Below are 24,261 nucleotides of genomic sequence, written 5' to 3'. Positions count from 1 at the left end.
ATAGGCTTACTGCCGGATAAGGTCCAGCTTGGGGACATCATTACGTTCTGCAAGGGCGCCGCCCCTGCCAGACAATGACGGGTTGGTCATGAAATAATGGTGCAGGTTGAACTTCCGGCCCTTCGCCTTGATCCGCTCATATTCTCCGCTTGGTAGCAGTTTCCAGCTTTGCTGGTTGTCGATCAGATTGGCGACCATTACCTGGTCTAGGATCTGATCGTGCACGGTCGGGTTCTCGATTGGCAGCATATACTCGACCCTGCGGTCGAAATTGCGGCTCATCCAGTCGGCCGAAGAAATGAACACTAACGCGCCGGGGTGGGGCATGTCCTTGCCATTGCCAAAGGCCCAGATTCTGCTGTGTTCCAAAAAGCGGCCAATGATCGACTTTACACGGATGCGCGAAGATAGCCCGGCTACGCCGGGGCGCAGGCAGCAAATGCCGCGCACGACAAGGTCAATCTCGACCCCCGCTTCGCTCGCTTCGTAGAGCTTGTCGATGATCTTGGGATCAACAAGAGAGTTGAGTTTTGCCCAGAGCGATGCAGGCTTGCCCTCGCGCGCAAACGCGATTTCGGCATCGATCATAGCCGCGATATGTTCGCGCATGCCGAGTGGGCTCATGCTCAACATTTCGAGGCCGTGCGGTTCGACATAGCCGGTGACAAAGTTGAAGATCTGCCCTGCGTCGCGCCCGAGCCGTGGATCAGCAGTGAAGAAGCTGAGGTCGGTATAAACCTTGGCAGTGACCGGATGGTAATTGCCCGTGCCAAAGTGGCAATAGGTGCGGATCGATCCTGCTTCCTTACGCACAATCAACGAAATCTTGGCGTGTGTCTTCATGTCGACAAAGCCGTAGATCACTTGCACGCCCGATCGTTCGAGCTGCGATGCCCAAAGCAAATTCTGTTCCTCGTCGAACCGCGCCTTAAGTTCCACAACAGCCGTTACCGATTTGCCAGCCTCCGCGGCGTCGCACAAAGCCCGGATTACCGCCGATTGCTTGCCTGCACGATACAGTGTCTGCTTTATCGCGATGACATCAGGGTCTGACGCCGCCTGTTCGAGGAAAGCGAGGACAACGTCGAAGCTCTCATAGGGATGATGGACGACAATGTCCTTCTGGCGAATGGCGGCAAAGCAATCGCCACCCTGTTCAAGGATCCGTTCTGGAAAGCGGGGCGTATATGGCTTGAATTTGAGTGCTTGGCGATCTTCGTCGACAAGCTGCGCCAGATCGCCAATGCCTAGAAACCCGATCGTCTCGGAAACGATCGAACTTTCACCGCCCAGCGCCTCGCGGACAAGTTTCTGCAGCTTTGGAGATATGCCTTTCTGCATCTTTAATCGGATGACGCGCCCACGCCGGCGCCTTTTGATCGCGCTGCGGAAGTGGCGGACCAGATCCTCCGCCTCCTCCTCAATTTCAATATCGCTGTCGCGGATGATCCGGAATGCACCGGCGCTTAGCAGCTTGTGATCGGGAAAAAGCAGGCCGATGTGAGATTTGATGAGTTCTTCGATCGTAACGAACCGCCGGCGTGGCCCAGGAACGCGAACAAAACGCGGCAGGGCAGGGGGGATCATGATCAACTGTCGGATGACCGCCTTGTCGCTTAATCGGCGCATCTCCAAAATCAGGCTGAGCCCCTTATTGGGGATGAATGGAAAGGGATGTGCCGGGTCGAGGGCTTGCGGGGTGAGTACCGGGAGGATCTGGTCACGAAAATGTTTTTCGACGGCAGTTTCAGCCTTTTTGCCGATCTCAACAGGTTCAAAGACAGAGATTCCCTCGTTCGCCAGCTGCTTACGCAGATGCTGCCAAAGTTTCTGCTGCTCTGCCATCAAGACATCGGCATCCCGAGTAATGGCTTCCAGCTGTTCCCCGGCGGTCATCCCGTCGATGGACAGTTCGTCAATTTTGCGGATCTGTTGCCCACGCAGGCCTGCAACGCGCACCATGAAAAATTCATCGAGGTTGCTGCCCGAAATTGACAGAAAACGCAGCCGCTCCAAAAGTGGATATTTGCGGTTTCCAGCCTCTTCAAGCACCCGGCGATTGAATTTGAGCCAGCTCAGCTCGCGATTGAAATAGCGCGTTTCGCTTGTAATCTGCTTTGATGGACCCAATGCTTGACCCTCTCCCGCTTGCGAATTCTGACTGCCTACCGTTTGTTGCAGTTATGCGACACGCAGAGCTTAACCTGAATATCTGGTGTAAGTTTTCGGAGGCCGACATCTGATGCCTATGTGATGCCTATGCTTTAAGCAGGAGGCAGCGCCAGAAAGCTGCTTCCGAAACGAGCTGGGCAGACTACTGATTCACAAGGAGAAATATGGTGGACGCACTAGGGCTCGAACCTAGGACCCGCTGATTAAGAGTCAGCTGCTCTACCAACTGAGCTATGCGTCCACCCGGCAGAATCAAGCTTGATCCCGCAAAATGAAGCGCGCCTTTGATGCTTTCCGTTGGCCTTGTCAAGCCTCCGCGCGGCAGCCTTTTGGCGATTTAGCCGAAAGTTCGCCTTCCGGGGTGGCGTTCGATCGACATGATGATGCCGACGCAGATCATCATGGTTAGCATCGACGATCCGCCATGGCTGATGAAAGGCAGAGGAAGGCCGGCCACAGGGGCAAATCCGACGACCATCAAAAGGTTGACCATGATGTAGAAAAAGATCGTGCAGGTCAGTCCGCCAGCGACCAGTTGGCCATAGCGACTAGTGCTTTCCATCGCGACTTTTAGTCCCCAGCGCATCAGCAAAACATACAGGCCGATGATGATCAGGCCGCCCATCAGGCCCCATTCCTCTGCCATGGTGGCAAAGATGAAGTCGGTATGGCCTTCGGGCAGGTAATCAAGATGGCTTTGCGTTCCGTTGCCGAAACCTTTGCCAAATATGCCGCCAGAGCCGATCGCGATCTTGGACTGGGTGATATGATAGCCGGCGCCGAGCGGATCCTGTTCAGGGTTGAGGAAGATCAGAACGCGATCCTGTTGATAGGGGCGCAGTCCGAAAAAGAAGACAAGCGGGGCGATGACCGCGACAGCCAAGGCGCCGCCAATGAAGTAGATCATCGGCCAGCCTGCGAGAAAGCCGACCACGGCGGCGCAGAAGATATAGGCAAGCGCAGCGTCGAAATCGGGCTGGATGATCACAAGGATGCTGGGCACGATGAGCATGATGGCAACCGGCCAGACAGCGTCGAGGCCGTTGATCTTGGATGGCGGCAGGCGATCGAAAAACCATGCGGTGACAAGCACGACTGTTGGCTTCATCAGCTCCGATGGTTGGAATGTGATGATGCCCAGATCGATCCAGCGCTGGCTGCCGCCGCCCGCAAAACCGATCAGTTCTACCGCAACAAGCATCAACAGAAGGATGAGGTAGAGCGGAAAAGTGATTTGTTTCCAGAAATCGAGCGGCAGGCGCGACATTATGACCGCCATGGTCATCAATACGCAGAAACGGATGATATGGTTTCCTGCCCAGGGGCTGAAGCTGCCGCCCGCAGCAGAATAGAGGACGGCGGTGCCGAACATTGCCAGCCCGAGCAGCACAAAGATCACGCGCCAGGGAAGGGCGGCGATTGGTGCCGGAACGATTGCGTTCACATTTCGCTCCGTTCGGTCGCCGGCACGCCTTGTCCGGCCTGAAAAGCTGCATATTGGCGGGCCATACGTTCTTCTATGCCGCCACCCCAACCGGCTTCCAGGGCCTCCAGCGAGGCCATCGCCTTTTCGCGATCATAAAGGAAAGTCAGGACATCCTTGGCAACGGGAGCGGCTGCACGCGCGCCACCCATGCCATGTTCGATTACCACAGCAGCTGCATAGCGTGGCTGCGCAACCGGCGCAAAGCAGACGAACAGACCATGGTCGCGAAAGCGCCTTGTGCCGCCTTGGCCGCGCTGACCGCCCTTGATCGCGCGAACCTGTGCAGTGCCTGTCTTGCCGCCCATGGTAACGTCGGGAACTTCCAGCCGGCTGCGAACGGCGGTGCCGGCGCCATTGACCACGAGATCCATCCCGTCGCGAACGACCTGAAGATGGTCGTCGGGAAAAGGCAGGTGCTTGGGCGCGCCGTTGCGCTTTTTCAGCAATATTTCGGGTTCGAGCATATGGCCCGACGCGATGCGCGCCGCCATCACCGCAAGCTGGAATGGGCTGGTGATGACATAGCCCTGTCCGATCGTTGCGTTCAGCGTATCCGAACGCGTCCATGCATCCCCATATTTGCGCATTTTCCAGGCGCTGTCCGGTATTGTGCCATATCTTTGCGATTGGAACGGCAAGGGGAATTCCTGTCCGAGCCCGAGCAGTTTCGCGGTCGGCGCGATCGCATCATAGCCGATCCGGTTGCCCATCGCATAGAAATAGGTGTTGCAGCTCTTCATGATGGCGGAGCGCATATCCATTGGCCCGTGACGGCCAAGGCATTTGAAGACGCGGTTGCCCAGCCGGTATCCGCCGCCGCACATCACCTTTTCATCTGGATCGATGCCATGGTCGAGCATGGCAAGCGCGGCCATGGGCTTGAGGGTCGAGCCTGGGGGATAAAGCCCCTGCAGCGATTTGTTAAGCATCGGGATGCGTTCATCGCTGTTGAGCATTTTCCATTCGAGCCGACCAATGCCTTCCGAAAAGCTATTCGGATCGAAACAGGGCATCGACACAAGCGCCAAAACGTCACCCGTCAGGCAGTCGATGACGACTACCGATCCCGATTCGACGCCGAGCCGGCGCGCCGCATAATTGTGAAGATCGATATCGATCGTTAGCTGTACCGGCTTTCCGGGTGTGTCGGGCCTGCTTGACAGTTCGCGTATGATCTTGCCGCGCGCTGTGACCTCGGTCCGCTTTGCACCCGGCTTTCCGCGTAGGCGCATTTCCATTGTTTTTTCAAGACCTTGCTTCCCGACCTTAAAGCCTGGTGTGATAAGCAGCGGGTCCTTTTCTTTCTGATATTCCTCGGCTGAAACAGTGCCGACATAGCCAAGTAAATGGCCGACCGCAGCCCCGCTGGGGTAGAAACGCGAAAAGCCCTGTCGCGGGCTCACGCCGGGCAAATCGGGAAGGCGCACACTGACGCGCGCAAAGCTTTCATAATCAAGGCCCGCCGCTACCTGGACGGGTTGGAAGCCCTGAGCCTCTTTAAGTTCCTTTTCGATCCGCTCGACATCCTCTGCTTTCAGATCAAGCAGGGTCGTCAACGTTTCAAGAGTCGCTTTGCTGTTCTGAAGCCGATCGGGGATAATATCGACCCGAAAATCGGCGCGATTGGTTGCGATCGGTTTGCCTATGCGGTCGATGAACCAGCCGCGGCGCGGTGGAATCAGTGTCAGATTGACGCGGTTGCTTTCGGAAAGCAGCCTGTATTTCTCATTCTCGGCGACCGAGATATAGGCCATACGCGTTGCAACAACAGCCCCGATAACGGCCTGCACCCCGCCAATGAAAAGCGAGCGGCGCGAAAAAATGAATTCAAGTTGCCCGGTGGTCGGCCCACGGTTATCCCTCATGCGGACAGCCGCCAGCTATCCAGTCGCGCACATAGCCGAACTGCTAAAGGATATAGCAGGATAGACAATATGATCTGCGGTACAATGATGCGAACCTCCGGCGCCGGATGGGCTAACCCCGAAATGCCCAGCCCGGCCAGCAGCGCCAGCATAATCAGCACAGCTGCGATTAGCCAGTCTCGTAAATAATCGCGCCATACACCCCGCAGGTCGAGCAGTTCGATCATGATCATGCACGCTGACCATACCAGCGCGGAACTGCCAAATGGCTGGCCGTTGTAAAGGTCGTCGAACAGGCCGAGCGGTAGCCCGATCCATGCAGGCCACATGCCGGGTCGCATCAGTCGCCAGGCTAGCAGTATCAGCAAACCGAAAGGAGGAAGCAGCGGTACGCCCGCCACAAGTGGCAATGCAGAGGTCAGCATCGATCCTGCCATTACCGACAGTATCGGCACCATCAGCATCCGCGCCGGCGATTGTTCGCGGTCGATTCGACTTTCATATTCGCGGCCTGGGCCCAGAAGTCTGCGCCCGGTGGCGAACATCTGCCTCTTCATTCGTCGTCCCCGACTTCAGGCATCGCTGCGATGGCATCGTCCAGCACCTTTTTGGGTGCGGTCTGATAGGGTTTGAGCACCAGCACATGTTCTGCCGAGGCCGCACTGGCAATCGGGCGGGCGAGCGCGCCATCGCTGGTCTTTCGCACGATTCGCGCAAAGGGGATGCTTGGAGGATAAAGCCCCCCACTTCCCGAGGTCACGACGACTTGACCGCGCCGGAAGTTGTTGACGCCCAGATCGACCGGTCGGATCATTATAGTGCCGTCGCCTAGCCCGCTGGCAAGTGCCGGCAGGCCGTCGGGCACACGCAGCACAGGGATGACATTTTCGGCATCGGAAATAAGCAACACCTTGGCAGTCGTCGGGCTGGTTTCGATCACCCGGCCGATCAGGCCGCGCGCTGCACGTACCGGATAGCCTGCAGCAACGCCGCTGTTCGAACCGATGGAGAGGATTGCGATGCGCCGGCTGCTCGATGCCGTGCTGCTGACGAGGTTGCCGATCGCGACAATCTGGTTCGCCTCCGCTTTCTTCAGGCCCAGAAGCGTCCGCAATTCAGCATTTTCCGCTTTCAACGCTTTGGCTTCGATGATGATAGTCCGGCTCGCTGCCAACTGCCGTTTCAGGCTGGCATTTTGTGAAGCGGCGTCCAGATAGGCGCCGGTATTTTCGCCTATCGCGGATATGCTGCGGCGAATTGCAAACAAGGTTCGGGCAACGGGCGCGGTGACTTCGGCGGCACCCGCGCGAAGCGCTGCAAAGCCTTTGGGGTCTGCGATTGAAACAAGCAGTAACAGCCCGCCTATCACTGCGCCGGCGATCGCCAGCACATAAGTGACAAACAGGCTGAACTGCGCCCTGCGGGAAAAACCCGGGCGCCGGTTTCTGGGCGGCGCCATCGTCTGACCTACCTTATGCGGTGAGAAGGACGCCGCGGAACACGGGGTCTTCCATCGCTCGGCCGGTGCCGATGGCAACGCAGGTCAGCGGGTCTTCGGCAACGGTGACAGGAAGGCCGGTTTCATCGCGTAGATGTTCGTCAAGGCCAGCCATCAAAGCGCCGCCGCCCGTCAGAACAATACCCTGATCGACAATGTCGGCGGCCAGTTCAGGTGCCGTGTTTTCAAGCGCGATGCGAACGCCCTCGACGATCGTTCCGATCGGTTCAGACAATGCCTCGGCAATCTGGCCCTGGTTGATCGAGATTTCCTTGGGAACGCCGTTCACAAGATCACGGCCCTTTATGTGTATCGTTTGACCGATGCCATCAGCAGGCGCGCGCGCAGTGCCGAAATCCTTTTTGATACGTTCCGCAGTCGCTTCACCGATCAGCAGATTATGGTGTCGGCGCACATAAGAGACAATCGCTTCGTCCATTTTGTCGCCACCGGTGCGGACCGAAGTGGTATAGGCAAGGCCGCGCAGCGAGAGCACGGCAACTTCTGTCGTGCCGCCGCCAATGTCGACGACCATTGAACCAATCGGTTCGGTTACCGGCATGTCAGCACCGATCGCCGCTGCCATTGGCTCCTCAATCAGATAGACTGCACTGGCGCCCGCATTTGATGCGGCATCGCGGATCGCGCGGCGCTCAACGCTGGTCGAACCCGAAGGAACGCAGATCACGATTTCGGGATAGCTGAACATCCGGGGCTTGCCGTGCACCTTGTGGATGAAGTGCTTGATCATCTGCTCAGCCACATCGATGTCGGCAATCACGCCATCGCGCAACGGACGTATGGCCTCGATGCTGTCGGGCGTCTTGCCCATCATCAACTTTGCGTCGTCGCCAACCGCTTTAACGCGTTTGATGCCGTTGATGGTCTCGATCGCCACCACCGAAGGTTCGTTCAGAACGATCCCCTGGCCGCGTACATAGACTACGGTATTCGCAGTGCCGAGATCGATTGCCATGTCTTGGGAGGCAAATCGGAAAAGTTTGAACATGCTGTATCTTTCACCCGAAGAGAAATGCTTGGGAACGCGGGCTATTGTCCTGCCTTGGCTGTCCGGTGCAATCGCGCCGCCCTACAGGAAATCGCTGTATTACTAAACAGCAAAATCGGTCGGCCTGCCATGAAAGGATTCGCTTGGCGCGGGCGCTTGGGCTACGTGCGCGCAGATGTCAATAAGAAGGCTCCCCGATGCGCTGATCAACCGGATTGCAGCCGGTGAAGTGGTGGAAAGACCGGCCAGTGCGTTAAAAGAACTGGTGGAAAATGCGATCGATGCAGGCGCGCGGCAGGTGTCGATCCGGCTGGGCGCTGGCGGACTCGATCTAGTCGAGGTCAGCGACGACGGTTGCGGGATGACAGCCGACGAAATTACCCTTGCGCTCGAAAGACATGCGACCTCAAAATTGCCTGATGACAATATCGATCAGGTGATGACCATGGGTTTCCGTGGAGAGGCATTGCCCTCAATCGCCAGCGTTTCACGTTTCCAAGTCGAAAGCCGGGTACGTGGCGGCGATGGCTGGGGGAGGACCGTCGATCACGGCCGCCTCATTGCCGAGGGGCCGGCGGCCATTCCGCCTGGGACGCGCGTGCGAGTCGAAAATCTTTTCGGCAACATTCCTGCGCGGCGCAAATTCCTGCGCAGCGCGCGCGCAGAATATGCTGCAGCGCTCGACACCGTCCGGCGACTCGCCATGGCACGGCCCGATATCGGCTTCACATTGGAGCATGACGGGCGACGCACGCTTTCGGTGCAGCGCGGAATGCAACGGCCGGAACGGGTTGCCGCATTGACATCGCCCGAACTTGCGGAAAACAGTGTTGCGCTCGATTTCCAGCGGGAGGGCATCGTCTTGGGCGGCATCGCCTCCTTGCCCACCTATAATCGCGGGGTGGCCGACCACCAGTTTCTTTTCGTCAACGGTCGTCCGGTCAAAGACAGGCTGTTGGTTGGTGCGGTGCGCGGCGCCTATGCCGAAATGCTGGCGCGCGACAGGCATGCTGTGGTGGCCCTTTTCCTCGACCTCCCGCCGTCGGAGGTCGATGTGAATGTGCATCCCGCAAAAACAGAAGTCCGCTTCCGCGAACCGGCATTGATTCGTGGGATGATCGTTTCTGGACTGCGCCACGCCATTGATCAGGCCGGCTTTCGCAGCGTCCAGCGTCCTGCCGAGGCCGCGCTGGCCAATTGGCAGGTCGAGCCAGTGCGGACAGTGCAGGGCGATATATTTACCGTCTCACCCACTGCCTATCAGGGCGACTATTCCCGCCGCGCCGCTTATCCATCCTTTGCGGACTCGCGCTCCAGCTTTGCCGACCTTGCAAGCATTCAAGGCGAGGACTTGGCCCCGCTTATGGGCCGTGCCGAGCCATCGATTGAAGCTGTGCCCGAATCCGTGCGCCACCCGTTAGGTGTTGCCCGCGGGCAGGTTGCTGCGACCTATATCGTTGCCGAAGCTGAAGACGGGCTGGTGATTGTTGACCAGCACGCCGCGCACGAACGACTAGTGCTTGAACGCATGCGTGCGGCGACGGCACAGGGTAGGGTGGCTATACAGGGGCTGCTTGTGCCCGAAGTCGTCGAATTGGATGAGCCTGCCTGTGACCGGTTGGAAGCGCGCATTGGCGAGTTGGCGGAATTTGGTCTGGAAATCGAACGCTTCGGTCCCGCCGCGATGCTGGTGCGCAGTGTGCCGGCATTGTTGGGCACCAAGGATGCGCAGTCGCTTGTCCGCGATCTTGCCGATGATCTCGCAGCCTATGACGAAGCCATCAGCCTGAAAGAACGCCTCGACCTTGTTGCCGCAACGATGGCTTGCCACGGTTCGGTGCGGGCTGGGAGGGTGCTTTCAGTGGCGGAAATGAACGCACTGCTGCGCGAAATGGAGGTTACGCCGCATAGCGGTCAGTGCAATCATGGCCGTCCGACTTGGGTCAAACTGGCGCTTGGCGATGTCGAGAAACTGTTTGGCCGAAAATAGCGATCAATCGCTTGCGACTTCCGGATTGCGCACCCTGATCAGCCCGGTCGACACCATTGTCATCACCGCGACATCATTCTGATTGAACACGGTGGTGCGTCCCTTGAACATTCCCATTTCGGGGCGCGATTGCGACCGCCGCTTGGACAATACTTCGCTTTCGATGCGCAGCGTGTCACCGGGATAGACAGGTTTCAGCCAGCGTAGTTCGTCTATACCCGGCGAACCAAGGCCCGCCTGCTGGTTGACCTTCATATTGTCGACCATCATCCGCATCGCCATTGATCCGGTGTGCCAGCCGCTGGCAGACAGACGGCCGAAATAGGTTTGCGCCGCTGCCTCGTCGTCGAGATGGAAGGGTTGGGGATCATATTTACCGGCAAATTCGATCACTTCCTCGCGGGTGACCTCATATCGGCCATAGCTTGCCTTGGAACCGACGACGATGTCTTCGTAATGGAGCATAATTTCTCAAACCTGTTCGATGATCGGAATCTGTGGTGCCGCTTCGCGGGGAAGATGCCCGGTGAGGCGCGGGTCGGGGAAGGTTTCAAGCTGGCGCTGATAGGCCACGAACCCATGCTTTTGATAAAAGCGTAACGCCCCGGGTGCATCCAGCGTGCAGGTGTGCACCCACATGCGTTCGACGCCTTGCCCTTGTGCATTTCGGCGCGCCCAGCCCAGTTGCAGCGCCATCGCCATCAACCAGCCGCCATGCCCCTTGCCGTTAAGCGGCGGGATCAGGCCGAAAAAGGCGATCTCGCATTGCCGTGCCTCTCGAAAATCCAATTCTAATATGCCGACTTCGATTCCACGCCGGTCGCTGACCGCCCAGATCATGACATCGGGATGGTGGATGATCGCGGTCAGTTCGGCGTCGTCCATCACCAATCGAGAGAACCACAGCCAAGGCTCACCCACGCGACGATAGAGCAGTCGGTATTTTTCAAGGGCAGGGCCTTCCCACCGCTCCAGCCGAAATTCCGATGGCGGCATGGGACGCAACGCGGGCTTTTGCGTCATTTCAAGGGTTGTGACGATTGCTGCGATCTGCCCGTCGGCTATAGGTGTATAGGTCAAGCGGCTATTCCCAGACGACCTCGGGCGGCAGGCTCATCAAGATTGCATCGACATTGCCGCCTGTCTTGAGGCCGAAGGTCGTGCCCCGGTCATACACAAGGTTGAATTCGGCATAGCGCCCACGCCAGATGCGCTGTGCCTGCTTTTCTGCCTCTGAAAATTCCAATTCCATCCGCCTGCGCACTATCTGAGGGAAAATGTCGAGAAATGCCTCGCCCACATCCCGTGTGAAGGCGAAGTTGCGCTCGAACATCGTGTCATTCTCGCATTCGAGATGATCATAGAAAATGCCGCCGACCCCGCGGTGCACCTGACGATGCGGAATCCAGAAATAATCGTCGGCCCATTTCTTGTAACGCTCATAGACATCTGGGCCATAGGGCGCACAGGCGGCGCGCAGACGGGCATGGAACTCTTCTGTATCTTCATCATAAGCGATGGGTGGGTTGAGGTCCGCGCCGCCACCGAACCACCGTTTCGCCGTTGTAAGGAAGCGGGTGTTCATATGGACCGCGGGTGCATGGGGGTTCGCCATATGGGCCACAAGGCTGATCCCGGTTGCAAAGAAACTAGGGTCTTCGCTTGCGCCATGGATGGTTTTGGCAAATTCGGGGTTGAATGCCCCGCCTACGGTCGAGACATTGACGCCGACTTTTTCAAAAACCTTGCCCTTCATTACCCCGCGCACGCCGCCACCGCCGGGCGATCCGTCGTGATCCAGACGGTCCCATGCGATATACTCAAAACTGGCATCGGATCCTGCCTGGCGTTCGATCGCCTCAAAGGCGGCGCAAATGCGGTTACGCAGATCCTCGAACCAGTCGCGTGCGGCCTGTTGCTGACTATCAAGAGAGAGGGTCACGTAATTTACTCCAAAGGTAGCTGCCGCGTCTGGCGTAGGGCTTCTGCCAATGCGATGCCAGCCGAGACAGCAACATTCAAGGAGCGAAATTCTGGCTGCATCGGAATGCGTATCCGCAAATCGCATTGCCTGGCGACGCTTTCGGGAACGCCCGCGCTTTCCGATCCAAATAACAATGTGTCGCCGGGCATGAACCGGGTCTCATATAGCGATGTTGCGCCCTTGCTGGTCAAAAGGGCGATGCGGCTGCCGTTGCTGTGTGCTGTTGTTGCAAAATCTTCCCAATCGGGAAAGCGTTCGATCCTAGCGGCAGCTGCATAATCCATTCCCGATCGCTTCAATGCCTTGTCGGAAAAAGGAAAGCCGCATGGTTCGATGATCGCGCACGGCACACCCATGCAGGCGGAAAGCCGCAAGATGGTGCCGACATTTCCGGCAATGTCCGGCTGGTACAGGGCAATTTTCAAGTGAACTTCCAATTTTTGCAACTTATGCACAGGCGAATGTCACATATTGCCCAATTTCCCTGTTGGCAAATCGGGCTTAACGCGTCTATCAGGCCGCGGAATCATGGCTGACAGCATGCTGTCTGTCGTGCAAAGACAAATAGGGTTTCGGGGTATTTGCCGCATAGCCTGACAGGCGAAATTGCGGAGAATAAGGGCAAAGCATGGCTACGGTCGAACAGGCGGAAAGCATGACAGAAACAACAGAAGAGGGCGGCGTTCGTCGCCGTGATTTCATCCATATCGCAGCGGTAAGCTGGGCAGGGGTCGGGGCCGCAGCGGTTGCGTTGCCGCTTGTCAACCAGATGAACCCGAGCGCCGACGTGCGCGCACTGGCATCGATCGAGGTTGATGTTACCTCCATTGAGCCGGGCATGGCAATCAAGACGAGTTGGCGCAAACAGCCGGTGTTCATCCGCAACCTGACTGCTGACGAAGTTGCCGAAGCCAACAAGGTGCCGGTGAGCACGCTGCGCGATCCGCAGTCGCTTGCCGACCGCACCAAGCCGGGCAAGGAAAACTGGCTGGTTACTCTTGGCGTGTGTACCCATTTGGGTTGCGTTCCGTTGGGTGCAGCAGCAGGCGAAGTTCGCGGTGATTATGGCGGCTATTTCTGCCCCTGCCACGGTTCGCATTATGATACCGCGGCCCGCATACGTAAGGGCCCCGCGCCGACGAACCTAGAGGTTCCGAATTATGAATTCCTTTCCGACACTGTCGTGAAGATTGGTTGAGGAGCGCGATTGAGATGAGCTTCCCTTGGGCAAATGAGTATAAGCCGCAAAATCCGGTGATGCAGTGGCTTGATGAGCGCCTGCCGCTTCCCCGTTTTGTATATAATGCGGTTGGCGCCGGTTATCCTGTGCCGCGTAACCTCAATTATTTCTGGAATTTCGGTGTTCTGGCTGGCGTCGCACTAACGATGCAGATCATCACCGGGATCATCCTCGCCATGCATTATTATGCAAGCGTAGATGGAGCGTTCAACAGCGTTGAGCATATCATGCGCGACGTTAATGGCGGCTGGTTCCTGCGTTATGCGCACATGAACGGGGCCAGCTTCTTCTTTATCGTCGTCTATATCCATATTTTTCGCGGCCTTTATTTCGGTTCCTACAAGGCACCGCGCGAGATGATCTGGTTGCTCGGCGTTGTGATATTCCTTCTCATGATGGCCACCGCGTTCATGGGCTATGTTCTTCCCTGGGGGCAGATGAGCTATTGGGGCGCGCAGGTGATCACCGGCTTCTTCTCGGCCATTCCGGTCGTTGGTGAACCGCTTCGCCAGTGGCTTTTGGGTGGCTTTGCGCCGGATCAGGCAGCTTTGAACCGCTTTTTCTCGCTGCACTTCGTCTTGCCCTTCGTCATTCTGGGCTGTGTTATCCTTCACGTCTGGGCACTACACATTCCGGGTTCGTCTAACCCGACCGGTGTGGAAGTGAAAACCGAGAGCGACACCGTTCCCTTCCATCCCTATTACACGGCGAAGGACGGTTTCGGGCTGGGCGTATTTCTGATCTTCTTCGTGCTCGTCACGTTCTTCGCGCCGAACATGCTGGGCCATCCGGATAACTATATCCCGGCAAACCCGCTTTCGACGCCGACGCACATCGTTCCGGAATGGTATTTCTGGCCCTTCTACGCGATCCTGCGTGCGTTCACGGTGGACTTCCTGTTCATCCCGGCGAAGCTGCTCGGCGTGCTTGCGATGTTTGGCTCGATCGCGCTTCTGTTCTTCCTGCCGTGGCTGGACTCGTCACCGGTACGGTCGGGCAACTATCGCCCGCTGTTCAAGAAGTACTTCTGGTATGGTCTCATCCCCTGCATAATCATCCTCGCAATCTGCGGTGTGATGCCTGCCGAGGGCAAATGGATCCTGCTCGGACAGATCGCGTCTGCTTATTATTTCGCGCACTTCCTGATCATCCTGCCGATCATCTCGCGGATCGAAAAGACAGCGCCGTTGCCGAATTCGATCACTGAAGCCGTGACCGGCCAACCCGCAGTATCAGCGACTGGTTCGCTGGCACCCGCCGCTGCCTAACAGGGGAAAGACAGCATCATGGTTCGCATTATCGCCTTTCTTGTCGGTCTGTTCTTTTCAGGTTGGCTCATCGTTTCGGCTGGTTTCACAACCTATGAGATGATCACCGATCCGGCCAAGCCGACGGTAGAGAAACTGTTCCACAAACACCCCAAGCCGGTGTCCTTCGCACATGACGGCCCATTCGGAGAGTTTGACAAGGCGCAGTTGCAGCGCGGTCTCAAGGTTTTCCAGGAAGTTTGCGCCGCATGCCACGGTCTGAAGCAGGTTGCGTTCCGCGACTTTGCAGCGCTTGGCTACAGCGAGGACGAAATCAAGGCGATCGCCAAGGGCTGGCCGCTGGAAGTTCCGAGCATCAATCCGGAAACGGGTGAGCCTGCTACGCGTAAGGCCTTGCCGTCTGACAAGCTGCCTTACCCCTTCGCCAACGAAGTGGCCGGCCGCGCGGCAAACAACAACGCCTATCCGCCTGATCTTTCGCTCATGGTGAAGGCACGTGAAGGTGGGGCGCCTTACATCTACTCGTTGCTGACCGGTTACCAGCAGCCTTCGCCCGAATTGCTTAAGCAGTTCCCCGAAGCCAAGCCGGGCACAGGTTTGCACCACAACCCCTATTTTCACAGTCTCAACATTGCGATGGCTCCGCCTTTGACCGGTGAAGGTCAGGTGACCTTCGACGATGGTACGCCTTCGACAGTTCCGCAGATGGCAAAGGACGTTTCGGCGTTCCTGACCTGGGCAGCAGAACCCAAGCTGGAAGCCCGCAAGCAGGCCGGTTGGGCAGCCTTGCTCTTCCTGCTGATTTTCACGGGGCTGGCCTATTTGTCCTATCGCACGATCTGGGCAGAGAAGAAGAAGCATTGAGCTTCGGCTGAATGGATAACATAAAAGGCCCGTTGCGAGAGATCGCAGCGGGCCTTTTCATTGTTGACCGCTACTATCGGCAATGGCTATAGCGCCGACCATCAGTTGAGCGGGTATAGCATAGTGGTAATGCTCTAGCCTTCCAAGCTAGCTAGAGGGGTTCGATTCCCCTTACCCGCTCCAAAATCTCACCTTACCCCCTGATACAATTTGTGACGAAGAGGCTCGCCTCTCGCATAGTTTTGCGACCTTTGGCGCCTATATGCAGCACTGTCGGCAATTGCTGGCATCGGGGGCGATTTTAAGGGATATGCAAAATGAAGGGTATGTTTGTAAAACTGGGTATCGGTACGGCAATGGCGGTGTCCTTTGCCCTGGCAGCTGCTGCGGCGACGCCGACGCAGGCTGATGGCGACAACAAGGGTAACAGCTCTATCAGCAAAGCCGAGATGATGGCAAAGTCCAGCGCACGTTTTGACCAGATGGATGCAAACCGGGACGGTCGCATTGATGCCGCGGATCGGGATACGCGGCTGAAAAGCCGTTTTGCTAGCATAGATACGGACAAAAACGGTAGCCTGAGCGAAACCGAATTTGCCGCTGCGCATGCTGGCCGGGACGGTATGCACGCTATGGGTGGCGAACGCCGCTATGAACGCGGCGGCCATAACGGCAGGCGCGCGCATCATGACGGTGGAATGCTTCGTGCAGCAGACAGCGACGGTGACGGCGTGATCACCCGTGCTGAAATGATCGCGGGCGCCAATGCCCATTTCGTCAAGATGGACAGTAATGGCGATGGTCAGATCTCCCGCGCGGAACGCGAAGCCGTGGGCAGGGCGATGCGCGGACAACATCGCGGTCCGTCAAAAGACTAGGGATGTAGGCCGGCGGCATCGTGATTTCATGCTGCCGGCTTTCCCTCGCGCCAACGGCCAGATAAGCATAGCCGATGAACAAGCCCCGCCCGCACCTACTTCTGGTCGATGACGAAGTCTCGATCCGCGATCCGTTGGGCCGCTATCTGGAAAAGCAGGGGTTCCGGGTGACCGAGGCTGGCGATGCCGAAGCGGCGCGCGCAGCTCTGAAGGGCTATGATATTGATGTCGTACTACTCGACATAATGATGCCGGGTGAAGACGGTCTGAGTCTGACAAGATATGTCGCGGAGCATGGTGGCCCTCCGATTATCCTTGTAACGGCACGATCGGAAGAAGCCGATCGTATCGTCGGCCTAGAAATCGGGGCGGATGATTATGTCGTCAAACCATTTTCTCCACGTGAGCTGGTTGCCCGGATTAAGGTCGCTCTGCGCCGGAATTCGCCTGCGAAGGCATCTGAAGGCCAAAGGGCTGCGATCTGGCATTTTGATAATTGGCAATTACGGATTGCCGAGCAGTTGCTGTTTGATCCCCATGGGGCACTAGTCCCGCTGTCATCGGGCGAGTTCCGGCTGCTCGAGGCGATGATCGAAAGGGCAGGGCAGGTGCTGAACCGCGATCAGTTGCTCGATCTTACCCGAGGCCGGACGGCGGGGCCGTTTGACCGCGCAATAGATAACCAGATCAGCCGTTTGCGCCGTAAGATTGAACCAGACCCGAAAGACCCCACATATATCAAGACAATTTGGGGCGGTGGCTATCGCTTCTCGACTGAAGTCCGGCGCGGATGAGCCGATTCCGTTTCTTTCCGCGAACCTTAATGGGCCGGATCATGCTGGTCACCGCGCTTGGCGTCATGCTGGTGCAGGGGATCAACACCGTCTTGAGGTATCAGGCGTTTCAGGCGCGTGCATTGGTCGAGTCAGCTTCGCATCTGGCGGCCACAATGGCGAGCCAGCTTGAACGTGCCGAAATGGCAGGGGACCAGAGCCACTGGCGCAAGCGCGGCGTAATGCTGGCCATTTCCTCGCAACCCATTCAGCCTGTCGGCTTCCGCAGCACCAACGAACTCGCCGAGCGGGTGGCCGCGCCCTTGCAATCAATATACCCTCAGGTGAAATCGGTCCGGTTGTCGATTGGCCCTGCCGGCAGTTTGCCTCCCATATTGCAGTTGATTGATCGACCTCGCGATCAGTTGGAACGGCGCTGGCATCGTGAACGTCAGGCGTCCGGTCAAGTATTGTTATTGACGCTTCATCTCAAGGATGGCCGTTTTGTCCAGGCCACCTTCTTTCGGGTGCGCCCTCCGCAACTCCGGCCATTTGCCTGGATCCTCATGGAAACGCTGCTCATCTATCTCGGCGTCCTTATTCCTTTGTTGTTCGTCATTCGCCAGATGTCGAAACCGCTCCGTGCATTGAACGCACGGCTTTCGGATGACGGATTGGGTAGCGGTGCCCCACCCGTTGAGCCGCGCGGACCAGACGATGTGCGCAAACTCATCGACAGCTATAACCTTGCTGAAGAGCGGGTAAATGCAATGCTGACAGAAAAGGATGTGATGCTTGGCGCTATTGGCCATGATTTGAAGACGCCGCTGGCTTCGCTGCGCGTCCGCATCGAATCGGTGGACGACGAAGATGAGCGGACCAAGATGGCGATGACCGTCGATGAAATGGTCCATATCCTGGACGACATATTGGTGCTGGCGCGCCTAGGCCGTTCGGTCGAAGTGCCGGTACTGACCGATCTCGGTGCGTTGACGGCGACAGTCGCTGATGAACTAAATGCGGGTGACCGGGTACAGTTGGTCGAGGTCGGGGAAAAGTGCCGGGTAACTGTCCGTCAGGTGTTGCTGCGCAGGGCGTTGCGCAACCTGCTGGACAATGCGTTGCAGTATGGATCACGCGCTTTGGTCGAGATGCGTTGTGATGGACAGTTTGCCACGATCCAGATCGATGATGAAGGGCCGGGCTTGAGGGACGATCAGCTGACGAGCCTGTTCGAGCCATTTGCCCGGGGTGAGGTGTCGCGTAACCGCGCGACCGGGGGCAGTGGACTTGGCCTCACCATTGCACGGGCGATTGCACGTGCCCATGGCGGGGATGTTGTCCTTGAAAACCGCGAAGGTGGCTTGCGATCAGTCCTCACATTGCGGCAATGACCTTTGCAAGCCAGCTGCGAGTTTGATCAGATGCCGCTGGGTATTTTCTTCCAACTGCCGCTTTGCTGATACTCGCTTTTCACATTGGCGCTGCCTGGAAGGTTGCCTCCGCCAAAAGCGGTATCGCCGCCTTTGGCCCGCGCCTCGCGTGAATAATCAGGCGCGGCAAAGCTGGGAGCGTTAGTCGCGCGGTAGGGGGTTATATCGGCATAGGCATTGCGGACATTGCCACTCGTGCTCGGCAAGGCGACTGCCATGGCCTCAGCCTCGGCCTTCAGGCGGGCGGCAGCAAATTCACGCTCATATTGTTTCTGCAACTCGATCGGATCGAGGTTCGGCACCGTCTTCGCATTCCATACCCGCGGCTTGGGACCGGGGAAAGGCTCACGGCCCGCATGATTGCGGAAGAATGCCGAGGGGCGGCCTGCACTGCCTTTCCAGCGATAAAAGCGGTGCGCGCCTATCGTGTCGATGAAATCCAGACTTGGCGCCCAATAGGGATAGACATAGGTCGCATGGTAATGCGTCGCCATGCCGATCGGCGCATAGACCGAACCGGCCAGTGCCTGAGCCGCTACACGTTGTGCGCGCAGCCATGCCGGGCGGGCAGGCACACGTGCCATCGAACCATCACAGCTATAGCTGAACTGGCATCCCGTCGCCCGCTCCGAACCCTGATAGATCACGCCGCAGATGCTATTGGGATAGGTCGGGTGGCGCATCCGGTTGATGATGACCTGTGCGACAGCCCGCTGGCCTGCATCCGGTTCATTTGCGGCCTCATAATAGATCGCGTCAGTCAGACATTGCAGCGCGCGCGAATAGTCGGCGGTTCCGGACCTAAGAAAAAAGGGCTGCGCGACAGCGCCCATGGCGCCGGTTAGATCAGTGGACCCGGTTGCTGCAAATGGCACATCGTCTGCGGCCGCTTCAGTCCCCGCGAGATTGGGGGCCGGCACTGCATCGCTGTCAGGGTCGAGGAAGAAGAAAGCCGATCCGGAAAAATTCTGGTCTGCGCTTTCCGCCGCGCCCGCCAACATATCGCTATCGACCTTTTTGCTCGGAATGCTCCACGCCCACTGGGCCGAACTGGGTAATAAGGCGAGCAACAGGAATGCCAAAGCGAGCAGCACGAATTCACGTGTGCCGAAAAGCCGCCGCCGGTTCTTGCTGGGCGCAGGCCGCCTTTTCGGCTTGTTGTCGGTATCGACAGGATGGTGAAACATCGGCCCTGGCTGCTTGGAAATGCTGAATTGCGATTCGCTTTTACCGGAAAAAACAGGTCGACTGTTGCGCTATTTTTGCGCTGTGTCATTACGGGACGCAGGCAAAATCAAGGATTAATACCGATTTTCCACGAGGGATCTGTAAAAATTGTGCAGCGCAGTAACAATCGATGCTACGTGTCGCACAAGGCGGTTTTGCTTGCACCTTGTCCAACAAGCTGACTAGAAGCGCTCTCGCAAATTCTTGGAGTAAGACACATGGCGGCGAATTGGACGCCCGACAGCTGGCGCAACCATGACGGCAAGCAGATGCCCACCTATCGCGACCAGCAGGCATTGGCCGCAACAGAAGCAACGCTTCGTAATTTTCCGCCACTGGTTTTTGCCGGTGAAGCGCGCAATCTGACGGCCGAACTGGCTGACGTCGCGGCAGGCAAGGCATTTCTGCTTCAGGGTGGGGACTGCGCCGAAAGCTTTGCCGAGTTTCATCCCAATAATATTCGCGATACATTTCGCGTTATTCTGCAAATGGCAGTCGTCCTGACTTTTGCCAGCAAACTGCCCGTGGTCAAACTTGGCCGGATGGCGGGCCAGTTTGCCAAGCCGCGTTCGGCCGACACTGAAGTGATAGATGGCGTTGAATTGCCCAGCTATCGCGGTGATATTATCAACGACATCGCATTTGAGCAGGTATCGCGCGAGCCGGACCCCGAACGTATGGTCAAGGCGTACAGCCAGGCAGCCGCAACGCTGAACTTGCTACGCGCGTTCAGCCAAGGCGGCTATGCCAACCTGCACCAGGTTCATGCGTGGACGCATGATTTTATGGGCCGTTCGCCCTGGGCCAAGAAATTCAAGGATGTTGCCGACCGTATTGGAGAGTCGCTCGCATTCATGCAGGCCTGCGGCATTACGCCCGAGACCGTCCCGCAGATCAAAGGTACCAGCTTCTACACCAGCCATGAGGCACTATTGCTGCCTTATGAGCAGGCGCTGACCCGACAGGATTCGCTGACCGGACAATGGTATGACACTTCGGCGCATATGCTGTGGATCGGCGATCGCACGCGCTTTGAGGGATCGGCGCATGTCGAATTCCTGCGCGGTATCGGTAATCCGATCGGCATGAAATGCGGCCCCAGCCTTGAACCCGACGCGTTGCTGCGGATGCTTGATACGCTCAATCCCGGTCGCGTGCCCGGGCGGATGACGCTGATCACCCGTTATGGCCACGATAAGATAGAGGCGGGCTTACCGAAGCTGGTGCGCGCGGTGCAGCGGGAAGGCCATCCGGTCATCTGGTCGTGCGACCCGATGCATGGCAACGTCATCAAATCAGCCAGCGGTTACAAGACCCGTCCGTTCGAACGCATCCTCGCTGAAGTACGCGGCTTTTTTGCTGTGCACCGGGCAGAGGGCAGTTTTGCCGGAGGTATCCATGCGGAAATGACCGGCCAGAATGTAACCGAATGCACCGGCGGCGCAATTGCGATCACCGATGAGGCCTTGGCTGACCGCTATCACACCCATTGCGATCCTCGCCTCAATGCAGCGCAATCCCTTGAGCTTGCTTTCCTTTTGGCTGAAATGCTCAATCAGGAACTCGCCGAACGGGCGAAGCAGGCTGCCTAATGGCAGGCGGTAGTATCCGCATAATCCAGCGCGATGTCGTCAAATCCGGTGTCGGTTTTGGCAGCGCGCTGGCCATCGTCATCAGCTATACTGCCCATAAGTCAGTGCTCTGGGCCATCATCCATGGATTTTTTAGTTGGATTTACGTCCTTTATTTCTTGCTGACGCGGTAAGCTATATTTGCTAAAACGCTGGCTATGGGGAAGCGTGCTCTATTTTTCTTGACCATGCTGGGCCTGTCTGGCTGCTCCGGGCCAGTAGAGACACGGATATTGTCTTCAGGGCAGGGTATCAACGCTAGCATCAGCATTGCCGATACGGCCTCCACCGCAGCGCCGTTGCATGCCAAGGCGCGAGAGCTTGCCATAGCGGGCCTTCAAAAGCGCATCGGTATATCGCCAGAGGCCGCAAGCCACCAATTGGTCGTGACGCTATCGGAACGGCCTGCCGCAATCGCCCTCCGCGCAGGAACCCAGCAGGCAGCGCGGGTTATCGCTGCAGCAAAGCGGCGCAAGCCGCTCCAAAACTGCGAGGATCGCGAATTCCGGCTTTCAATCGTGATGACGCGTATTGCCGATGGCACCGAAAGCTATCGGGGCGAGGCGTCGGAATATCATTGCAAGGCCAGTATCGAAGAGAGTCTTCCGCATCTGGTTGACGCGGCGCTCTCAGATTTGCGGGCACCACAGGGCAGCCATTTACTTACGCGGAAAGGTCGGGACTAAAGTCGTCCGCTTCGGGCAGAATCAAACAAAAGCGGGCACCTTTTTTCCCATTTTCCGCTTGCGCCTTGCCCTGGTGTCGTTGCGCTACAGCGGCAACGAAAGTCAGGCCCAGGCCAATGCTTTTGATCCGTCCCCCATCCTTCGCCTTGGATACAAAGCGAGAGAATAGTCGCGGTAGCAAATCTGCGTCGATACCGCCGCCTTCGTCGGCGATGCATAGACGCAGCATTTTTGCTCGCCCCTGATCGCGTGTGATTGTGGCAACGACGGTGCCGCCTTCGGGGCTGTATTTGATTGCATTGTCAAACAGATTGCTCACCGCTCGCGATAGGCCATCAGGTTCGCCGAAGATGAAACCGCCGTCTGTATCATCCTCGACACGGATGCGGACTTGCCGTTCCTGTGCCAAAGGCCAAAGGCTGTCGGCAACGTCCTTCACCAGATCCCCGAATAGTATGTCGACGCCATCAAAATGGGTTTCGCCCATGCGGGCAATGTCCACAAAATCCTGGGCAAGCTGAATGGTTCGCCGGGCATGGCGCTCGATACGGCTGCGGGTTTGGGCATCTGGCAGGGCAGGGAGCATCGCGATAATCGCTGATTGCGGCGCGCGCATATCGTGCGAGAGCAGTTGCAGCGCTTCTTCCCGATCTGCCTCTGCCTTTGCAAGTTCACTGATGTCGGTGAGATAATGGATATGCCCCAGCAGGATATGGTCATCGTCCAGTATCTCTGCCTGACGCATGACAAATTGCGTGCCATCAGGTGCCGCGAAACGGACATAGCTTGGTCGTTCTTCGTCGCTTCCGCTCCGGCTTTCTAGAAATTCGTCCACCATGGCCCGCTGCGATGGCACGACAAGACGATTGAGCAACTCGGGGAGAGGCGTGTCCTCTAATCGGGTCGCTAGATAATCTTCGATCTTGTGACTGGCGATTGTCACACGGCCATCGGTCGATGTCACGAACATGGGGTCTGGAAGGTGTTCGAGCGAGTCTGAAACAAAGCGGCGAAGGTTCCGAAGGTGATCAATCGCGGATGCCAGTGCGGCACTCTGGCGGCCGACAAGATCGCTTGCCCGCTCCTTGCCACGCCCAACCGGTAGTATGTCGCCCTCGCGCTGCAATTCGCTCAGTTCATGCTCCATAAAGGCGCTCATTGCCTGTAGTCGGCGCCACCCCCAGAGCGGATAGACAAGGAATACGCCCGCCAATGCTACGCCGGGCGCGAACCAGATTCGGCCTGCCAGCCCAGCTGCGCTGGCCGTCAACACTAGTAGAACGGCAATGATTGAAGCGACCAGTGCCGTGCGTGGACGCCAGCGGAGGAATCCGAGCATCAATATCCACATTGGCAATAGTGAAAGCAGTTTAAGCCCAACACCTTCTAGGGGCCGGATGAAGCTGTTTGTGCGCAATGTCGACACCATATTGGCCATGATCTCGATACCAGAAATCGCACTACCATCGCCAAAGGGCGCAGCATAGATATCGCCCATTCCTGCCGCTGAAACGCCGATTAATATGTCTTTATCCCGAACAAGCTCAGCCGGAATGTCGCCATTTAGTGCATCGCTATAGCTGATCTCGGTAAAGCTGTCGCGACGGGCATAGGGTAATAGCAGCGGCTGGTTGCAGCTTTGCAGGGCCCTGTAAGCAGGTGATGCGCCGCCGCCGTTACGATAAATCAGTTCGGCAAGGTGCCGCCATTGCAGCCGTCCCGCCTCTGGTTGGAAACAGATGTTAACCTTACGAACGATGCCGTCTGTGTCGTAGAGGATGTTGACATGTCCAATGCCCGCTGCTGCTTCGGCCAGGAGTGGGATTGGCAGTTCGACGTCAAATGCCCTCCCATCGCTGCCCGGCGTCGCGAAATTCACAGGCAGGTAAACCGGCGTCGATTTGCGCATTGCAGCTGCCAGTGCGCGATCATCCCTGACATTGCTCGCTTCGCTGACCAATATATCGAGGAGAATTGAGCGCGGCCGATCCACGTTCAGCTTTTCGATCAGGTCAGCATGGTTTGTCCGTGGCCAAGGCCATTTGCCAAGCTCTGCCAGGCTTTGTTCGTTTATGTTGATGATCAATATGTCGTGATCGGGGGCTGGACGCGATGCTGCGCTCAGTTGATCGTAAAACATGTTGTCGAAGGCAGAGGTCGCGCGCCATTGCAGCATCAACAGGCAGGCCAAGGTGCCGAAGATGATGATGATCAGCCATTCAATTAGAAGGCGGCGGCGTAGCTTCATCTGGCGCGG

General features: G+C 57.5%; 22 protein-coding genes and 2 tRNA genes. 11 read left to right on the top strand and 13 right to left on the bottom strand.

Features of this window, described 5'->3' with window-relative positions; all coding sequences use genetic code 11:
* Window positions 1-6: 6 nt before the first annotated feature.
* The 7 genes from RSE16_11825 to RSE16_11795 form a co-directional block, all read right to left on the bottom strand.
* Window positions 7-2,130, bottom strand: a complete 2,124-nt coding sequence (locus tag RSE16_11825; protein WRH75388.1) for an RNA degradosome polyphosphate kinase — start codon at window positions 2,128-2,130, stop codon at window positions 7-9.
* A 207-nt stretch (window positions 2,131-2,337) separates the two neighbouring features.
* A tRNA-Lys gene (locus RSE16_11820) sits at window positions 2,338-2,413 on the bottom strand.
* A 96-nt stretch (window positions 2,414-2,509) separates the two neighbouring features.
* Window positions 2,510-3,616 carry a rod shape-determining protein RodA gene (gene rodA / locus RSE16_11815; protein WRH75387.1) on the bottom strand — a complete coding sequence of 369 codons (1,107 nt, stop codon included), beginning with the start codon at window positions 3,614-3,616 and terminating at the stop codon, window positions 2,510-2,512.
* Entirely contained in the window at window positions 3,613-5,523 is a 1,911-nt protein-coding gene (mrdA, locus tag RSE16_11810; GenBank protein WRH75386.1) for a penicillin-binding protein 2, read from the bottom strand. Before mrdA ends, rodA begins: the two co-directional genes overlap by 4 nt.
* The gene (gene mreD, locus RSE16_11805) at window positions 5,520-6,080 is read right to left on the bottom strand and encodes a rod shape-determining protein MreD (GenBank protein ID WRH75385.1); all 561 of its coding nucleotides are present in this window, start codon (window positions 6,078-6,080) and stop codon (window positions 5,520-5,522) included. The genes mrdA and mreD overlap by 4 nt, the downstream gene beginning before the upstream one ends.
* Window positions 6,077-6,982, bottom strand: a complete 906-nt coding sequence (gene mreC / locus RSE16_11800) for a rod shape-determining protein MreC (GenBank protein ID WRH75384.1) — start codon at window positions 6,980-6,982, stop codon at window positions 6,077-6,079. Before mreC ends, mreD begins: the two co-directional genes overlap by 4 nt.
* 13 nt (window positions 6,983-6,995) lie before the next feature.
* A complete protein-coding gene (locus RSE16_11795; protein WRH75383.1) occupies window positions 6,996-8,030 on the bottom strand; it encodes a rod shape-determining protein in 1,035 nt (344 codons plus the stop codon).
* Window positions 8,031-8,205: 175 nt separating this feature from the next.
* On the opposite strand from RSE16_11795, the gene mutL reads away from it, so the two are divergent.
* Window positions 8,206-10,020: a DNA mismatch repair endonuclease MutL gene (gene mutL / locus RSE16_11790; protein ID WRH75382.1), complete on the top strand. Its 1,815-nt coding sequence runs from the start codon at window positions 8,206-8,208 to the stop codon at window positions 10,018-10,020.
* A gap of 3 nt (window positions 10,021-10,023) precedes the next feature.
* Here the strand turns inward: mutL and RSE16_11785 are convergent, their stop codons facing one another.
* From RSE16_11785 to RSE16_11770, 4 genes are read right to left on the bottom strand one after another with little or no spacing between them, the layout of a single operon-like run.
* Window positions 10,024-10,485 (bottom strand): MaoC family dehydratase, encoded by a 462-nt coding sequence (locus RSE16_11785; GenBank protein WRH75381.1) that lies wholly within the window; start codon window positions 10,483-10,485, stop codon window positions 10,024-10,026.
* 6 nt (window positions 10,486-10,491) lie between these two features.
* Window positions 10,492-11,100, bottom strand: a complete 609-nt coding sequence (locus tag RSE16_11780; protein ID WRH75380.1) for a GNAT family N-acetyltransferase — start codon at window positions 11,098-11,100, stop codon at window positions 10,492-10,494.
* Between the two features lie 4 nt (window positions 11,101-11,104).
* Window positions 11,105-11,962, bottom strand: coding sequence for an oxygen-dependent coproporphyrinogen oxidase (gene hemF, locus RSE16_11775; GenBank protein WRH75379.1), 858 nt, complete (start codon window positions 11,960-11,962; stop codon window positions 11,105-11,107).
* A 5-nt stretch (window positions 11,963-11,967) separates the two neighbouring features.
* The gene (locus RSE16_11770; protein WRH75378.1) at window positions 11,968-12,429 is read right to left on the bottom strand and encodes a tRNA (cytidine(34)-2'-O)-methyltransferase; all 462 of its coding nucleotides are present in this window, start codon (window positions 12,427-12,429) and stop codon (window positions 11,968-11,970) included.
* 203 nt (window positions 12,430-12,632) lie between these two features.
* Between RSE16_11770 and petA the strand changes: the two genes are divergently transcribed.
* The 7 genes from petA to RSE16_11735 all read left to right on the top strand — a co-directional run bounded on the left by petA (window position 12,633) and on the right by RSE16_11735 (window position 18,421).
* Window positions 12,633-13,202 carry a ubiquinol-cytochrome c reductase iron-sulfur subunit gene (gene petA / locus RSE16_11765; protein ID WRH75377.1) on the top strand — a complete coding sequence of 190 codons (570 nt, stop codon included), beginning with the start codon at window positions 12,633-12,635 and terminating at the stop codon, window positions 13,200-13,202.
* 14 nt (window positions 13,203-13,216) lie between these two features.
* A complete protein-coding gene (locus RSE16_11760) occupies window positions 13,217-14,512 on the top strand; it encodes a cytochrome b/b6 (protein ID WRH75376.1) in 1,296 nt (431 codons plus the stop codon).
* A gap of 18 nt (window positions 14,513-14,530) precedes the next feature.
* Window positions 14,531-15,376, top strand: a complete 846-nt coding sequence (locus tag RSE16_11755; protein WRH75375.1) for a cytochrome c1 — start codon at window positions 14,531-14,533, stop codon at window positions 15,374-15,376.
* A gap of 109 nt (window positions 15,377-15,485) precedes the next feature.
* Window positions 15,486-15,559: transfer RNA gene (locus tag RSE16_11750), tRNA-Gly, on the top strand.
* A gap of 134 nt (window positions 15,560-15,693) precedes the next feature.
* A complete protein-coding gene (locus RSE16_11745; GenBank protein ID WRH75374.1) occupies window positions 15,694-16,254 on the top strand; it encodes an EF-hand domain-containing protein in 561 nt (186 codons plus the stop codon).
* A 74-nt stretch (window positions 16,255-16,328) separates the two neighbouring features.
* Window positions 16,329-17,048: a response regulator gene (locus RSE16_11740; protein ID WRH75373.1), complete on the top strand. Its 720-nt coding sequence runs from the start codon at window positions 16,329-16,331 to the stop codon at window positions 17,046-17,048.
* Window positions 17,045-18,421 carry an ATP-binding protein gene (locus RSE16_11735; GenBank protein ID WRH75372.1) on the top strand — a complete coding sequence of 459 codons (1,377 nt, stop codon included), beginning with the start codon at window positions 17,045-17,047 and terminating at the stop codon, window positions 18,419-18,421. The genes RSE16_11740 and RSE16_11735 overlap by 4 nt, the downstream gene beginning before the upstream one ends.
* Before the next feature lie 26 nt (window positions 18,422-18,447).
* On the opposite strand, the gene RSE16_11730 is transcribed toward RSE16_11735, so the two are convergent.
* A complete protein-coding gene (locus RSE16_11730; GenBank protein WRH75371.1) occupies window positions 18,448-19,647 on the bottom strand; it encodes a cell wall hydrolase in 1,200 nt (399 codons plus the stop codon).
* 258 nt (window positions 19,648-19,905) lie between these two features.
* On the opposite strand from RSE16_11730, the gene RSE16_11725 reads away from it, so the two are divergent.
* The 3 genes from RSE16_11725 to RSE16_11715 are packed head-to-tail and all read left to right on the top strand — an operon-like array spanning window position 19,906 to window position 22,004.
* Window positions 19,906-21,279, top strand: a complete 1,374-nt coding sequence (locus RSE16_11725) for a 3-deoxy-7-phosphoheptulonate synthase class II (GenBank protein ID WRH75370.1) — start codon at window positions 19,906-19,908, stop codon at window positions 21,277-21,279.
* The gene (locus tag RSE16_11720; GenBank protein WRH75369.1) at window positions 21,279-21,452 is read left to right on the top strand and encodes a hypothetical protein; all 174 of its coding nucleotides are present in this window, start codon (window positions 21,279-21,281) and stop codon (window positions 21,450-21,452) included. Before RSE16_11725 ends, RSE16_11720 begins: the two co-directional genes overlap by 1 nt.
* A 48-nt stretch (window positions 21,453-21,500) precedes the next feature.
* Window positions 21,501-22,004 carry a hypothetical protein gene (locus RSE16_11715; protein ID WRH75368.1) on the top strand — a complete coding sequence of 168 codons (504 nt, stop codon included), beginning with the start codon at window positions 21,501-21,503 and terminating at the stop codon, window positions 22,002-22,004.
* Here the strand turns inward: RSE16_11715 and RSE16_11710 are convergent.
* Window positions 21,982-24,252 (bottom strand): CHASE2 domain-containing protein, encoded by a 2,271-nt coding sequence (locus tag RSE16_11710; protein ID WRH75367.1) that lies wholly within the window; start codon window positions 24,250-24,252, stop codon window positions 21,982-21,984. The genes RSE16_11715 and RSE16_11710 overlap by 23 nt on opposite strands.
* Between the last annotated feature and the right edge of the window lie 9 nt (window positions 24,253-24,261).

The sequence above is a fragment of the Sphingobium sp. genome, from assembly GCA_035196065.1.
GTDB lineage: Bacteria > Pseudomonadota > Alphaproteobacteria > Sphingomonadales > Sphingomonadaceae > Sphingorhabdus_B > Sphingorhabdus_B rara.
The sequence above is the reverse complement of the archived record's forward strand: the minus strand, read 5'-3'. Positions and strand labels throughout refer to the sequence as shown.